This window comes from Stygiolobus azoricus, assembly GCF_009729035.1.
Classification (GTDB): domain Archaea; phylum Thermoproteota; class Thermoprotei_A; order Sulfolobales; family Sulfolobaceae; genus Stygiolobus; species Stygiolobus azoricus.
Window position 1 is genome coordinate 1,670,998 of sequence record NZ_CP045483.1, and the last position, 15,141, is coordinate 1,686,138.

19 protein-coding genes and 1 pseudogene are annotated in these 15,141 nt (G+C 35.8%); 6 read left to right on the plus strand and 14 right to left on the minus strand.

What is annotated here, in order from left to right; translation table 11 throughout:
* The first annotated feature begins 46 nt into the window (after nt 1-46).
* Together D1868_RS09110 and D1868_RS09115 are read left to right on the plus strand one after the other, a co-directional pair.
* Nucleotides 47-865 carry a mechanosensitive ion channel family protein gene (locus D1868_RS09110; RefSeq protein WP_156007582.1) on the plus strand — a complete coding sequence of 273 codons (819 nt, stop codon included), beginning with the start codon at nt 47-49 and terminating at the stop codon, nt 863-865.
* A gap of 74 nt (nt 866-939) precedes the next feature.
* Nucleotides 940-1,218: a 4a-hydroxytetrahydrobiopterin dehydratase gene (locus tag D1868_RS09115; RefSeq protein ID WP_156007583.1), complete on the plus strand. Its 279-nt coding sequence runs from the start codon at nt 940-942 to the stop codon at nt 1,216-1,218.
* A gap of 32 nt (nt 1,219-1,250) precedes the next feature.
* On the opposite strand, the gene D1868_RS09120 is transcribed toward D1868_RS09115, so the two are convergent.
* From D1868_RS09120 to D1868_RS09155, 9 genes are all read right to left on the minus strand, one after another.
* Nucleotides 1,251-1,721, minus strand: a complete 471-nt coding sequence (locus D1868_RS09120) for a hypothetical protein (RefSeq protein ID WP_231112362.1) — start codon at nt 1,719-1,721, stop codon at nt 1,251-1,253.
* Between the two features lie 3 nt (nt 1,722-1,724).
* Nucleotides 1,725-2,441, minus strand: coding sequence for a hypothetical protein (locus D1868_RS09125; protein WP_156007584.1), 717 nt, complete (start codon nt 2,439-2,441; stop codon nt 1,725-1,727).
* 66 nt (nt 2,442-2,507) lie between these two features.
* Entirely contained in the window at nt 2,508-2,756 is a 249-nt protein-coding gene (locus D1868_RS09130; RefSeq protein WP_156007585.1) for an ArsR/SmtB family transcription factor, read from the minus strand.
* A gap of 80 nt (nt 2,757-2,836) precedes the next feature.
* Complete coding sequence (locus D1868_RS09135; RefSeq protein WP_156007586.1) at nt 2,837-3,121, minus strand: hypothetical protein; 285 nt, start codon at nt 3,119-3,121, stop codon at nt 2,837-2,839.
* Nucleotides 3,122-3,153: 32 nt separating this feature from the next.
* Entirely contained in the window at nt 3,154-3,963 is an 810-nt protein-coding gene (locus D1868_RS09140) for a nitrilase-related carbon-nitrogen hydrolase (RefSeq protein ID WP_156007587.1), read from the minus strand.
* Nucleotides 3,954-4,796: an NAD+ synthase gene (locus tag D1868_RS09145; protein ID WP_156007588.1), complete on the minus strand. Its 843-nt coding sequence runs from the start codon at nt 4,794-4,796 to the stop codon at nt 3,954-3,956. Before D1868_RS09145 ends, D1868_RS09140 begins: the two co-directional genes overlap by 10 nt.
* Before the next feature lie 3 nt (nt 4,797-4,799).
* Entirely contained in the window at nt 4,800-5,474 is a 675-nt protein-coding gene (locus D1868_RS11185; RefSeq protein ID WP_231112363.1) for a hypothetical protein, read from the minus strand.
* Nucleotides 5,475-5,548: 74 nt separating this feature from the next.
* The gene (locus tag D1868_RS11190; RefSeq protein WP_231112364.1) at nt 5,549-6,400 is read right to left on the minus strand and encodes a hypothetical protein; all 852 of its coding nucleotides are present in this window, start codon (nt 6,398-6,400) and stop codon (nt 5,549-5,551) included.
* Nucleotides 6,401-6,452: 52 nt separating this feature from the next.
* Nucleotides 6,453-6,965, minus strand: coding sequence for an NTPase (locus D1868_RS09155; protein WP_156007589.1), 513 nt, complete (start codon nt 6,963-6,965; stop codon nt 6,453-6,455).
* A 117-nt stretch (nt 6,966-7,082) separates the two neighbouring features.
* Between D1868_RS09155 and D1868_RS09160 the strand changes: the two genes are divergently transcribed.
* Entirely contained in the window at nt 7,083-7,763 is a 681-nt protein-coding gene (locus D1868_RS09160) for a chlorite dismutase family protein (protein WP_156007590.1), read from the plus strand.
* Here the strand turns inward: D1868_RS09160 and D1868_RS09165 are convergent.
* Nucleotides 7,720-8,244 (minus strand): NUDIX hydrolase, encoded by a 525-nt coding sequence (locus tag D1868_RS09165; RefSeq protein WP_156007591.1) that lies wholly within the window; start codon nt 8,242-8,244, stop codon nt 7,720-7,722. The two genes, D1868_RS09160 and D1868_RS09165, sit on opposite strands and share 44 nt — an antisense overlap.
* Before the next feature lie 7 nt (nt 8,245-8,251).
* Complete coding sequence (locus D1868_RS09170) at nt 8,252-8,851, minus strand: hypothetical protein (protein ID WP_231112365.1); 600 nt, start codon at nt 8,849-8,851, stop codon at nt 8,252-8,254.
* A 181-nt stretch (nt 8,852-9,032) separates the two neighbouring features.
* On the opposite strand from D1868_RS09170, the pseudogene D1868_RS09175 reads away from it, so the two are divergent.
* From D1868_RS09175 to D1868_RS09185, 3 genes and pseudogenes are all read left to right on the plus strand, one after another.
* A pseudogene (locus D1868_RS09175) lies at nt 9,033-12,048 on the plus strand (FAD-binding protein).
* Between the two features lie 42 nt (nt 12,049-12,090).
* Nucleotides 12,091-12,924: a TIM barrel protein gene (locus D1868_RS09180; RefSeq protein ID WP_156007593.1), complete on the plus strand. Its 834-nt coding sequence runs from the start codon at nt 12,091-12,093 to the stop codon at nt 12,922-12,924.
* A complete protein-coding gene (locus tag D1868_RS09185; protein ID WP_156007594.1) occupies nt 12,924-13,586 on the plus strand; it encodes a phosphoglycolate phosphatase in 663 nt (220 codons plus the stop codon). The genes D1868_RS09180 and D1868_RS09185 overlap by 1 nt, the downstream gene beginning before the upstream one ends.
* Here D1868_RS09185 and D1868_RS09190 read toward each other — a convergent pair.
* From D1868_RS09190 to D1868_RS09200, 3 genes are read right to left on the minus strand one after another with little or no spacing between them, the layout of a single operon-like run.
* Nucleotides 13,563-14,195, minus strand: a complete 633-nt coding sequence (locus D1868_RS09190; protein ID WP_156007595.1) for an METTL5 family protein — start codon at nt 14,193-14,195, stop codon at nt 13,563-13,565. The genes D1868_RS09185 and D1868_RS09190 overlap by 24 nt on opposite strands.
* Nucleotides 14,162-14,821, minus strand: a complete 660-nt coding sequence (locus D1868_RS09195; RefSeq protein WP_156007596.1) for an HAD family hydrolase — start codon at nt 14,819-14,821, stop codon at nt 14,162-14,164. The genes D1868_RS09190 and D1868_RS09195 overlap by 34 nt, the downstream gene beginning before the upstream one ends.
* A complete protein-coding gene (locus D1868_RS09200) occupies nt 14,818-15,138 on the minus strand; it encodes a transcriptional regulator (RefSeq protein ID WP_156007597.1) in 321 nt (106 codons plus the stop codon). The genes D1868_RS09195 and D1868_RS09200 overlap by 4 nt, the downstream gene beginning before the upstream one ends.
* Nucleotides 15,139-15,141: the final 3 nt, after the last annotated feature.

Consider the following 15,141-nt stretch of genomic DNA (forward strand, 5'->3'; position numbering starts at 1 on the left):
GTTATTTCGAAAGTCTTTTATACTAATATAAAGCATAGTTTACCTGATGTTGTTCCTATATCAAGTAAGTAGTATATCTCAGGCATTAACTAATTTAGCAACAGAAATAATAAATGCAATACCATCAATAATACTCTTCATAATCATAGTTTTAATTGGGTATATAGTTGCTGTGATAGTCAGTGACATAGTAGGTAGGGTGCTAAGGACTGTATTCGCTCACTCTTCCGTGAACTTAAGTGCTTCATTAGTTGCAGGAACAGTAAAGGCATTAATTATATTACTGAGCTTGGCTATTGCATTATCTATACTTAATCTTGGAGCGGCTACTGTCTATATTACACTAATAGCTAGATATTTACCTTACTTGGCTGGAGCAATACTATTACTAACACTTGGAATGAGTTTAGTAAATGTATTATTAGATTACATGGCGAGACAAATGCCCGTTCAAGACCCGTTTATAACTGTTATTTTAAGTGTGTTAAGGTTCGGTCTGTACGCGGTAATAATTACCATAGCTGCTGAGCTAGCAATTTTTGAATGGGTACCGTTAGTGAGTTCATACCTATTCTATGACATCTTGATCGGTTCTATCGTATTACTCTTTAGCTTTGCCATTACCGACAAGGCCTTAGATACTATTGTTAAGGCTGATCCTAATGCAAATTATATAGCTACTTACGGAAGATTTCTACTTTACACAATTTTCATACTGATAGCAGTAGCAATAATTGTTCAGCCATTCGGTAATGTAACGGCGATTCTACAGACTTTATCTTGGGGATTAGCAATAGCGTTTGGAATATTATTAGTACCTTTAATATACATGTTCATCAAAAAGATGGTAGCAGAGATAAAATGATGAGAACTCCCCAGACGGATAAGTGAAGACTCCTTTAAGTGCTGATTTTATACTTTGTAGGCACAATATATCTCATGAAAAGACTTACTCAAGATGAAATAAGGATTTTTTTAGATAATTCTAAAGGTTGGAACTTAAAGGATAATAAGCTAGAAAAAGTCTTCTTGTTTAAGGATTTTAGAGAAGCAGTCCAATTTATAAATAGGATTCAACCCATAGCTGATGCTATGAATCATCATCCAGATATATGCATTTACTACAATAAAGTTATTATCCAACTTACTACTCATGACGTAGGTGGTATAACGGATCTCGATGTTGAGTTAGCAAAAAAGATAGATGAAATTAAGTAAGTTTGAAAATTATTCCTTCTTTTCCACCAACTCTAGTACCTTTTTTTTACCCTTACCCTTAAGATATTTTCTTCAATTCTTATATCCCCAGCCATATCAATCTTTACTATTTTGCCAGGTAGATACCAGATAGCTTCGTAAGGGTATTCAGCAATTTCTTCACGATATACGTTATAATACTCATTTAAACCTTTTCTTAACTTGCCCGAGAAATATAATAGGAACTCAATAATAGGGTGGTGTTTATCTAATAACTTAATTTTCGCCCATTTTACATAAGCTTTAACTCTTTCCCCATTTATAACTATTTTCTCTTCATCAACCAGTTGTTGTAGATTTCTCTTTATAGTGATAATTTCTCTCTTAACTTCATTTTTGTTCAGGGATACGTAATAACCAGTTTTATCTATATAATAAAAAGTCGTAAACTGAGTTACTTTACCGTCTCTGCTAAAGTTGAAAAAACCTGATGCGTATATAGGAATCACATTATCGGAGCTCATATTTTACTTTTTAGCCGATCTTCTTTTTCTTCCACTTTCATACTGTAATAATGGCTCTATGGCTTCTTTTAATCCTTGACAGCTATTAACTTTAGCAATAACTAAGTTTATGAAACAACACAAACTTCTCAGTCTCTCAAATGAGGTAAACTTTATCGAGTTCTGTGGTCTCTCTGTGGAGATTGCTAAGAATTTTGCTTGACCAGCTAATGCTTTAAGTACTAACCTTTCACTAACCAGTAGCTCGGTAGATGTCCATTTCCCCTCACTTGGTTCTGGTAATTTAAGTTCGTTTTGCTGAATACCTTGACAATCCTCATTAACTTCTACTTCCTCTTTTTTGTCTATAAGGTCTACAACTTCTGATTCATTAGTAGTTTGAGTTCCTAAAAATTTCTCAAAAAGTCCTTTAAGTTCCTGATTATTGTAAGCGCAGCAGCTTAATTTTGCTAGTTCTTCTAGCATAGAGAAATCTCTCAAGGTAATGTTATTTGTTCCTCGACTAGTTGAGATAGACAAAAGAGTAGGACCATTTGGTATCATAAGTAATTCAAATCGGAAGTAGTTACTTTCAGCTATTCTGATAATGTAGGTCTTATTCCCTTCATTTGATAGTTTTCTAAATTCTTCTAATTTTGAAGTCAAAAATGTTTTATCACAAGTAGAAACGAGAAAGTTAAAACCTCTGATGTCTTTCACACACTCCGTTGAACACAACATATATACTAAATCTCGATTTGTAGAATATAAAAATATTTGAGGCTTTTAGGCTAAAACACTTTTAGTTTACACGCTTGCTAATAGTAGATTAGCGTTTTTAGTTAATTCATAGTAATATTTTCTTCCTTTTCTGACACTTACAAGTCCAAATTTCTGTAATAATTCTAAATGATATCTAGCAGTTGAATAATTTATTTTAAGTTCTTTAGATATTTCATATGCGGTTTTAGGCCCATTTCTCAATGCTTCTATTATCTTCTTTCTAGTCTCCCAACCTGGTAGGGCTAATAACTCATCTACTTTTGTTATGCTCATAGGATTATTCTAGCTTTCCATTATGCTTAAATCTAAGCAGTTTTTTATAGGAATAATTTCATTTTCAGTGGATAAATTCATTATCTAATAGGAAAATACCTGTCTCTATTCACGAACATTACAACTAGAAGAAATAATAGCAATGCAAAGACAGCAAATGAGTAGTACGGCTCTCTAAGTCCTAATAAGAGTAGAAGAAATATTGAAAAAGGTATAGGAAGAAAAGTCTTGTTATTTAGACCATGGAACAGTGAAAAACCAATGGCAGGTACTAAGAATAGAGGATTGTAGATCGATAGTACAAGTAGGATGAGTAATATCATCAAAAGCAGGATTCTCAGTATGTTAATTCTCTGTGTTAACATAATTATTTGTTAATTATCGGTTGAGTATAAATTTATAGCTTATGTAAAACTTCGTGGAAACCTTGTAAATGATCTCTGAAACTGCTGAAAAATCTATTTTTCCTAACTTCATTTAAATTAATCTCTGTAATTATTCTATCCTCTTCAAATAATTTTGCTGTACTAATAATTTCTCCTAAAGGTGACACTACCATTGAACCTCCCCAGAAGAACTCTTCTTCTTGGCTACCTACAGTATTTACAAAGACGCTCCATACACCATTTATGATAGAATGGGCTTTAAGCAAGGCCTCCCATTGCTCCTTGATCGCTAGGGTAGAAGAAAGCCTTCTCATAGGTGAGGCAGCTGGAATCATAATTACTTCTGCCCCCATTAGCGCTAGTGCCTCTATCGGTTCGTAGTGCCACGCATCTTCACATATTGTGACACCGAACTTATATCCTTTGTATTCATATATCCTCAAATCAGTCCTAGGATCGCCTGGTTGAAAATACCTTCTTTCTTCAAAAAGCCCGTAGGTGGGTAAATAGAACTTGTAAATATAATCTATTTTTCCCTCGATTATTACGGCGGCACTATTTCTCAAAATACCAGGTCTTACCTCTTTAACCAGCCCTGCGATTACACATTTAGAATGTTCTGAGAGCTTATTTACTGCTTTTTCGCTTTCCTTATATATCTCAAATACAAGGTCTCTAAGCACGTAACCCGTAAGCGATAACTCTGGAAATACTACACAGTCTGCTGACGAGGTGTTAATTATTTCTATGTGTTTTTGAAAATTATGTGTAACGTCACCTAATTTAGGTCTGATTTGTGCTAACTCTACTCTTAACCCCATTGTCTAGGATATCTCCAATCTGAATTTATAGCCCTTCCGCTCAATCTGAATATTTCGGGAGGAAGTCTTTTGTGTTGAGAAGTCTTAACCATTTTGATTATTCTATTAATCAGTGAGATGTCGGTATTAGTCATCTTACTTATAGTTTCTTCATCAAGCATTTCCTCAAATTTAAGGTATAAGATCGAGTCTATTGTTTCGTAATCTAATCCTATTTCTCCTTCTGCAGTTTGTCCTTCCCAGAGAGCAGGAGATGGGGGTTTCTTCACTATTTCTTCGGGAATTCCTAAGTGTAATCCTAGAGCCCTTACTTGGGTTTTATACAAATCACCTATTGGCAATATATCGACTCCTCCGTCACCATATTTAGTAAAGTATCCTAACATTAGTTCACTTTTATCTCCGGTGCCAACGACTAAGTAATTGTGTTTTTGAGCAAAGGCGTATAGAAGAATCATTCTAACTCTAGCCTTTATATTTCCTACTACTAGCTTATCATCAGTCCCAGCAGCTTTACTGAATAATGAAGTTATTTCGTCAATATTAATCACAGAATAGTTTTTCTCAGTAGCGTTTACAAGTTTTAAGATAGAGTAAGCGTGCTGTAAGTCTTGATGTGGGGTAGAGCTAGAAGGCATAAGTAAGAAGTAAGCGTTTTTAGTAGCTTTAGAAAGAAGGACAGCCGTTACTGAAGAGTCTATCCCTCCGCTTAATCCTACTATTCCTCCTTCTTTTCCGCTTTCCTTAATATATTCTCTTATTCGTTCAACTAGGTACTCGGTTATCTTGTCAAAATCAACTAAAAGTAACTTTTTCCTTACGTAATCTGGCATCATCTACAATATATTAGAAGCTGAAGTATTTACAGTATACGTTGCAAAATAATAATTGTAGTAAACTTGAACCGTAAAAACAGTACTGTTTATGCTCTCGTTAAATTGCGGTGCGTATGCGAAGACCAAACCCGTCGAGTTGGGTGGTATTATTCCCGATGAGAAATCCCAGACCATATTTAAGTTATTAGGTATTGAGACTCTAACTAAAGTTATATTTACGGGATAAGGTTTATCATTGTATACTTTAATTAGTAATGCGTCATAAGGAAGTTTTCCTAAAGGATAAACGCCTTCTATTGTTAATGGGTTTGATTGTACGTAATTTATGTGAGCATAAACAGCTAGAGAACTTAGTAAGGTTACGAGTAAGGATAAAGGAACTAGGATATGTCTCTTGAAATCGACTTTTACTGTGGGAATCTTATTATAGTCGATATTGTACAAGGATAGAAAAAGTAAGGGGATCCACATAATGAAGTATTCTGTTAATGTTCTCCATAAGAACCAGTTTATTATTATCGGAAAGATCCATATGCTTTCTCTTATTGCTTCAAAGTACCTGCTGTAAAGGTAAATGAGAAATAGGCTTACAGTCCCGAGGCTTATGGTGAAGAACCAAGGTTCTAAGGGATAGAATCCTGAATAAGATATTACGCTAAGGCCTATTTGCCCCACCGGAATTGTACCAGAATCTGTGGTAATAACGTTTGTAATAAATGATGTGGAATTCCAAATAAGGAATGGTATAGTTAGTATAGAGACCGAGAGAGAGAGAAAGGTAACAGATATTCCCTTAAGAATCTCTTTTTACTCTCATAAGTCTTCAGCTTATATATTAGGAGAAAAGGTAGAGCAAGCCATGAAAGTTGCGTGAGCATAGTTGCGAGACCTAAAGACGTACCTCCTAGTTTATCTTTTCTTACGTAGGCTATGGCTAGAAAGGTAGTTGGAATTACGATAAAAACACCGTAAAATGGAGGTATGGATACTGCTGTCATAATATAGATGAATATCATAGGTAATAGAGCGAAAGGATCTTCTTTTTTTCTTCCTTCAATATAAATTAAGATTGCCAATATTACATCAAAAATTATGTTTTCCAGGTTAAGAAAGTATGGAGGCAGATTGAAGACTTTTAGGAATACGTAAAGGGGTATGTAGATTATAAAAGAGAGAGGTGGATAAATGTAAGTGTTAGCTATACCCCCCGCTAAGGTATAAGTAGGACACACCCCTTGAGGGTAGTAAGTTACTGCGTAAGGATCTTTACCTTGAAATAGTGAGTTTAATGCTTCATATATATACTCCATATCGTCTGTTCCAAACGAGTTAACTAAGGTTATACTTATCAGTAGAAAGGTAAAACTAGATATAAATGCTATGTAATCGTCTACACTCGTTATCTTTCTGTTAGGATTAAGTAGTTGCGGATTCATTACTAGAATTAGTATAGCTATTAAGAAGAAGAAGGAGAGAGAAATTATGGAGGCTGAAATAGGGTCAGAGAGTACGCTAGTTCTGAAATTTATCACTATGAGTACGTATAAGATCACGGAGGTCAGTATTAAGTATACTATTCTATGACGGAGAGTATTATCCACATCAATTCAATAACCTTAAAGGCTTTAATCGTTTTTCATTATGTTCAGGTAATCATTGATTTACCAGTTCTAATACTTTCTTACTTAAATAGTAGAAAAGATTTTCTCTGTTTTTCTCTGTTATCTCATATATTTCTCCTCCTAGCTTTATCGATCTGTGAACCACAGCAAAGAGAGGGATTTCAGAGTCGAGTATTCTCTTTATAAGAGCCTTTAGGCTAGGCACAGAGAGCTCCATAGGCCCTATTTCATCAATCGTTATTAATTGCGGGTTATTAAATATCTCTAGCTCTAGTGATTTTACGAATTCTTCATTTAGAACAACACTGTATTTACCTATTTTCACACCTCCTTTCTGTTCTGTAGATGCGAGCATAGCTTCTTTTCCTGAAGATATGCTTACTATTTTAAACCCTACTCTATTAGTCCCTTTCCTAATTTCAGGACAATAGAAACCGGTAACGTTAATGTTTTTAGAGCGGAGTTCTTTCACGATTTTCATTAAAATAGTAGTTTTACCTACTCCAGGTCTTCCAGTAATGAATATCTTGTTTTTTATGCTCATTATCGTTATTATTTAAGGTTAAAAAGGGATTGAAAAGTGTATTGGTTAAAGATGAATAAAGCATGAGATTTACTAAAAAGGCGAAAAATGTTAATATGAGGAAGTGAACGTAGTATTATGTCACCAAATAGTCAGCAAGGAGTATATATGTATGTTATTTCACTTAAGTTTTCTAGCAAATGGTGGGAGTTAAGTAAATCTCAGAAGTTGCAGATACTTTCGACAATAGAAGAAACAGAGAAATCTTACCGCGATAGGTTGGGCTCCTTAAAGAGGTATAACTCTCTGAGGGATAATGGAGACTTAATATACTGGGTTGCAGATGTCGAAACTTCTCTCCTTAACGAGTTCAGGTATTCTCTTGCTTCTTCCTCCTCAGGTCTTTTAATCCCTACGTTAACTTTCTTTTCGTATTTTAAGCCTTCTCCGTATACGGGTAATACATCAGTCGAAATCTTAAAGTATTTGAGGCAGGAACCTTTAAGGTATTTCGTAGCTTATCCTATGAAGAAGACGGTAGACTGGTACCTGCTTCCTTTCGAGGAAAGGAAGGAGATCATGGATGAACATATAAGGGTTGCAAGAACTCATCCAGATAATAAAGGGATAAGGTCATATACTACGTATTCTTTCGGCATAGGCGATTACGAATTCGTAGTAATATATGAGATCCCTGAGTTAGATAAATGGATTAACGTAGTTGAAAAGCTGAGAGAAGTCAGAGCTAGAAAGTGGGTTGCTTTTGAGGAGCCCATTATTGTAGGAGAGTTAGGATCTCCTGATATTTTCTTGAAATGAAGAGGAGAGATAACATAGTTTTACCGTCTTCAATTTTTCCTTCTTCAACCATTTTTACGGCTTCGGACAGTTTAACTTCGAAGGGTTCAATCACTTCATAATCCTCAAGTTTTTGTTGAGTTTTTTCCAATTTTGTAGCTATGAAAAGATGCATTATTTCTGTCATAACTCCGGGTGATACGTAAAACGAGATCAACTTGTGGAGTTTCCCAGCTTTGTAACCTATCTCTTCCTCTATTTCTCTTTTAGCTGTCGTTTCAATGTCTTCCCCTCTTTCAATCGTTCCTGCTGGGAGTTCGATTAGCCACTTTCCAATAATAGGTCTGAATTGCTTGATAAGTATTATCGTCCCACTGTCCAGAAATGGGGCTATAACTACTGAACCTCTATGCTTAACGTAAGCCTTCTCAACTGACTTACCGTTTGGTAAATTAAAATTATCTATCTCTACATCAAATTTTTTTGAAGAGTAAATTCTCATTTTGAGTTTATAAGCTGAATTTAGGGTATTTTTGTTTAATTGTCGAGTAAATTTTTTCCCAATCTATTTTAGCTAAGATTACTCCTAGTACGATAAAAGTTATGGACGAAATTACAGTAAGCTCTAATGGGCTCAGTCCACTTATTACACTTATCTGGATTATCCCTAGTATTTCAAGAGGTATCTCTACCCCACTTTTCAGGATTTTGGCCGGTATTGTTACTTTTAACATTCTAATTAATGAAGTTCTCACTACTCCTCCGCCGATATATAGATAATCGTCCAGAGGAAGTCCTGGTAGTATGGCCAGGATGAAAAGGGAAAGGATAAAGTATTTAGAATTTATAAATCGTTTGAGCAGGGGTAAGTTCTTATTTTTACTCAAAGGTTTTTCTATACCAATTCCTAATACGTAAGTTAATACTTTGGCTAAACCCGCTCCGAGTCCCGACACAATAATATAGATTATTATTATTATAAGTGAGGTGTGATAATGTATTATGAAATATGAAGTTATAACTGTATAAGGTGCACCAGCAAAGGGCAAGATATTAGACACAAAACTTATTCCAAAAACTATAACTAAACTCATTATAATGTCATTCATTAAGTACAAATAATGAACATTCAGTTTTTAATTTTTCCCAATTTTTTACACTACAATTCATTGAATTTAATAGAATTTACTATTAACAAGAGTTTTGCAATGATAAAAAATATTATTTATTGTTACAAAAGATTATAAGTAGGTATAAATAAAGGTTATTTATAATAATGAGGTGGCAGTAGTGGGATTAAGAGAGGAATTAGAGTCCAGGTTTGGAAGTAACTTTTCTGATAGCATTACAGAGAGATTCTCACACTCGGCTGATATGGGTTTTGTTCCCCAGCTGGTGTGGTCAGGGAATATAAAACTTAACTTAATTCCAGATTACGTTATATACCCAACTTCAGTAGAGGACGTTGTAGACCTAGTGAAAATTACATTAAAGTATAAAGTCCCATTAATTCCTTACGGTAGGGCCACAAATAGGTACGGTAACGCTTTACCTGTAGATGGAGGTATTGTAGTAGACTTTGCTAAAATGGATAAAGTAGATGTAGATGAAGTTAATTCGCAAGCAATAAGTGAACCTGGCGCTACCTGGAAGTTAGTCGATTTAGCAGCTCAATCTAAGGGTTTGCAGTTAAGGACTTTCCCTTCATCTTATGATTCCACTGTTGGAGGAGGAATAGCTGGAGATGCCTTAGGAATAGGATCATATGAATACGGATTCACTTCAGATAATATCTCCTTTGTTGATATGGTAAACCCTAGAGGAGAAGTAGTCAGGCTTGAAGGTCCAAATTTAGCCTTAGCGTCTGGTGCTGAAGGCATTACTGGTATCATAGTAAAAGCAGGTGTCAAGCTTAGGAAGTATGCACCTACTGAAGCTATAGTATTAGCCTTTAATTCCTTTGAAGACACTGTAAAAGCGATAGGGGAATTCTACAGAGAGGTAATACCGGCATGGCACGTTCAAGTTAGAGGTCCTTCTATATCTACCAATATTGCTGACAGGTTTAACGCTAAGCTCAGTAGAGGAAAATGGAATATGATCATCATGTATCCGTCTACAAGATCTACTCTAGTTGAGCCAAAAATTTACAGAATAGCGCAGACATTTAACGCTGAAATTTATGAAGGTGAGTGGACTGGTTGGTGGTCATTTAATCACGGTGTTGTTGCTGCTTTAAGGTCAAAAGGTCTACTAATTCACCAACATGGTCTTATACATTACACTAAGTTAGTGGAATTAGTTAATGAATTAAAAGGATTTTTGGGGGACTTAGGAAAGTTAGAACCGAATTCCGGGTTTGATTTAGATATAGGCTTAGAAAAAAGAGAAGTTTTGTTAGTAAATGCTTTCACTGAAGTATCCTTGAAGAATGAGGACAAAAAGATCATTTACGATTTAGCTAAGAACACTCTAATGATGGACTCATTCATAAAGGTTGGCGGTTCATTGCTATCTGTAGGAATTTTTGCTCATAGGTATGCTAAGAATAGGCTAAGTGTTATGGGCAAGACTTTCCAGCAACTCGGTGTTGATAGATACGAAGTTATAAAGAAGTATAAAGAGGAAATGGATCCTGAAGAACTGTTTAATCCAGGCAAAGTATTAGACCCTAAAAAGAGAGGTAAAGTAGTTCTTGAGATTGTAGGAAGACAACAAGAAGCGTTGAGGTTCAGGTTTGGAATAGGATTAGCCAAAGCAATAGTACCTGGAGGAGAGGTACAAGGATTTACAGTTGTCAAGAGGTATCTGGATATATTTGCTGATTATGCCATGCAATGTATGGACTGTGGAATGTGTGTAACAGTATGTCCGCAGTTCAAACTTATTCCACAAACGCCTTATGCACCTAAGGGTATGTTTGACTTCGTAAAAGGTGCAATAACGTACTATCACCTTAAAGGAGGAGTTGATATACCAGATGATGCTATAGCCGAGCTTTCAGGATGCCATAAATGTGGTTTATGTGATGGCGTTTGTCCTGCTAAAATACCCATATCTTCCCTCTTGGTGAGGCTTAATGGTATAGTTGCTAAGAAGATGCCAGAAGAGCCACCAGTAGACGTTCCGTTACTTCAAGACCCCGAATTGAGATCCATAAACGATAACTCAAGTGATATAATACTTTGGGTTGGAAAGAATTTAGTGGATAATCCAAACGTTGCAATAACTGTGATGAGGCTTCTAAAGTTAGTAGGAGCTAAAGTCAAGGTAATAGGGACTACTTACGATAGCGGATTTATGGATTACATAAGCGGTGGTGAAAAGTTAAACGAGAAAATGGAGGAAAAACAGGTCAGTGTTAGCATCTGCTGTAGAGGTTATAACTATAGCACCAGAGGATTATAGAGTATTCTCTGAAGCTTACAAGGATTATTCTAACATGAACAATATGAGAATGGGATTTGAGGTATCTCCCATAGAGTTAAGGCTACTAAAGTCTCTTCAGATAGATGGGAACGGAGAAGAAATTTATCTTCACGCTGCTTGTTTCGCGACCCCGTATGTGGGTGAAGTAATTAAGAGATTAACAGATCTAGGGTTTAGAGTTAGGAAAGTAGAAGGGTGCTCAGGTGCAATACTGGAGAAAAACTTAGGTAAAAGAGCTGATAAAATGGCTAGGGCTTTAGGTGCAAAGTATCCTATGTTAGTAACGTTATGTCCACTGGCTTCACTTAAATTCAAAGAAAACGGAATACCAGCAAAAACTTTAGTTGAATTTATAGCTGAAAAAGTAGGGCTAACTACAGTAGTAACAGCAGGTACAAAAGCTAAGTTAGAGTTATCCGACTCAGAAAAACAGGAATTAAGAAACACTATCACTACGTCATTATTAAAGAGTCTCTCCAGTAAATCTAGTATTATTGTAGACACAGTTACTTTTACCAGTAGTGGTATAGACGAATACAAGAAGATTGTAGAGAGTGTGATAGTTGAAGCATTAAGTGAGGCTGGAGACGGAATAAAAGTTCATATTAAGAAGTTATTAGAAAATAAAAAAGCCCAAGGTGCTACATATGATGATATAGTGAACTATTTATCAGCACTTATTAGAGAGCTTAGCAATGTAATTTCCACGATGCAATTAGATTCAATCATAGACATAATAATAAATCAGGTTAAGGGACTTACATCAGAGCAGTTCGATGAAGGAGTATTGAGGCAAACTCTAATATTATTAGTGAGAGAGAACGAAAAAGTTATCAAGGAAAGGGCGACAGCACTTACTGCAGATGCGACTAGTTAAGGTATTCTCATCCTTTTAAGTTATTCGAACAAATAGCAAATTATGGTCAAAATTTATTTAGGACCAGCTGGAGTTCCATTATCCTCTAAGAAGAGGAGTACCATAGATGGAATAAGAACCGTAAAGGAGTTAGGGCTTAATGCTATGGAAGTGGAGTTCGTCCAAGGAGTTAAAATGAAACCAGAGGCAGCGGAGGAAGCCGGAAAAGTCGCGGAGGAGTTAGGAGTGAGGCTGTCGGTTCATGCACCTTACTTTATAAATTTGTGTTCTGATGATAAGGAGAAAGTGAAGGCTTCTAAGGCAAGAATACTAGACACTGCTGATAGAGCTGAGAGGATGAAAGCGGATGCAATTGCTATTCATATAGCGTTCTACGGTAAAATGAGTCCAGAAGAATGCTATCAGCAGGTCAAATCCGAATTAGGAGAAGTAGTGGATACAGCAAGGTCCCAAGGTATCAAGAACGTAAAATTCGGGGTAGAAACTATGGCAAAAGAGTCTGCCTTCGGAACAATCGACGAGGTAATATCTATATCCAAGGAAGTCAAGGGAGTTATACCTTATATAGATTGGGCTCACACTTTTGCCAGACAAGATGGGAAGATAAATTATGGTGAAATTATAGATAGACTTCAAAAAGAACTTAATCTAACTCATATAAATTCGCACTTTGAGTCTCTCGTATTTAGGAACGGCAAGTACGTAGATGAGCATTTACCTATTGATAATGAAGCTCCGCCATTCAGGCCCTTAGCTGAGGAACTTCTTAAGAGGGAGAATTTATCCATTACGTTAATTTGTGAAAGTCCAGAACTAGAGAGAGATGCTTTGAAAATGAAAAAAGTATTAGAAGAGTTAGGTTACAAATTTTCGTGATGGCATATCTTTTCGTATCGGATTATGATAGGACGTTAGCAGATGAAAAAGACGGTTTTGTGATAAGGGAGAATCTAGCGGAGTTCATAAACCATTTCTCATCTAAGTATCCCTTTTTTGTAGTTACCGGAAGAGAAAGAAGGTTCATAAGCAGGCTCGCTCCTACTCTAAAGCCCACGGGTTGGGTTCTGGAGAACGGTGCAATAATACTTTATGGTGAAAAAACTTATATTAACGCACCAAAAAACTGGGCTGAAATCAGAAAAGAAATAATTAAAAGATTAGAAGAGAAGGAGATTAAGTATAGTGTAGGAGAGGTAATTGTATATGTTAATAATATTGATAGTTCCTCTCTTGACTTACATCTGGAGGGCGCAAAAGTAGAATGGAATAGAAACGATGCAATGATATTACCTAAGGATGTCGACAAGGGTAGCGGAGTTTTATTTATTAAAAACCTCCTCAACTTTAAAGGCAAGGTCATAGCTATAGGAGACAGTCAAAATGATATCCCGTTGTTTAGAGTTGCCGATGTAAAAGTCGCTGTAAGTAATGCGTTACCAGAAATTAAGGAGATAGCTGATATAGTTCTTGATAAACCAAACGGGAAGGGGGTAATTGAGTTTCTGAGCAAAATTTTATCCGGTGAGATTTTCCTTTAAAAGGTAAATATCGACAAGGAATTTATGATATCTTTCTTTATGCCACGGGTAATAGGGCTTTAGATCATATCTTGTTGTGATAACTTCAACACTATAGTTCTCACTCTCGGCTATTCTTCTAATTATCTGACTACTTTTAGGGTTAGACTTATGAATAGTATACACCACTTTACCTATTTCTAAGGCCTTTTTTAAGAATAAGATATCTGCACCTTTATTAATTACTCCGAATGGCGGGTTCTGAATTACGGTATCTATCTTGCGAGACAATTGTAGATGTGATACATCAGTTACTATCGGTTCAAAGTCCAACATGTTTTTTCGGAAAAATTCTTTTGCTACGTAAATTGAATTCTCGTCAATTTCGATACACAGACAGTAGGCACCGAGGAGAGACGCTCCAGCACAAAGTCTACCGGTGCCACAACCTAAATCGGCTACAAGCTTGTTCTTTTTTATATCACCCCTTAAATATGCAGTCCAGAGTAATGTAGATCCGAGGTTAGATGGTGTAAGATATTGTTCTAGCTCATAATTAGGATTAGGATGTGGAGGAATTTGTTCTAGAAAAATCTCTAGTTGTTTTTTATTAATTTTAGTGCTTGTAATAGGTTTTTCACCTTGTTAGCCTTTATATCATCATAAAAGTTGTATCTATCTAAGAGTAATGGGTTGATTCCAGCCCTTAAAGCTCCTACGTAGTCTATTTCGTATATGTCTCCTATATGGAAGATGGGATTTCCGTATTTCTCTATAGCTATTCTGAAAATTCTCGGGTGAGGCTTCATAATTCCTAGATCACATGATGCGATTATGTCGTCAAGATAATTAATTAGTCCTAAATCATCCACTATCCTATATACGCTACGCGTAGCATTTGTAATCATTATTATTTTATATCCATCCTTTTTTAGCTCATTAAGAAACGGCTTCACATCATCAAATAATTCCCAGTGTCCAGAGAGCAAGGTGAGGTTTTTTAGTTGGTCCAACAAGCATTTTTTAGGTGAGATTTTCAGCTCGTATAATACTTCTCTGAAATTAAGTTCGCTTAAACCGCCAAGTACCGGATCTGGAAAATGTTCTCTTCCCAATTGCTTAGATACTGCACGAAAAACTTGTTTCTCTGTCACTTTATATCCTTTCTTAACTAGAAATTCATAGAGGGGTTGATGAAATTTTGGAATAAAACTTACTAACGTTTCTCCCATATCTACGAAAACAGTCTTGCTCATTTTCTATCCCGTCCTCTAATGAGGAACCTGGGTGGTTCAATGTCTTCACTTTTACAACTTGGGCATTTACTTGGTTTCTTTGGCTTTTCCAAGTTGAACGTATACCCGCACCTCCTACACTTTGGTAAGTAGACTATTAACTTCATATCTTTTCTCTTAAGGGATTTAGCTATATGTAATAAGTGTTCGTATACTAGCTTTTCGCTTTCTATCCCTAATCTCTCTTTGATTTCTTTTGCTGTTAACGGAGAATCTGAGTATTTGAGAAGTATTACTATCTTCTCCCTTGTTGTTAAAAAGTCGAAATCGGTAAACATTAC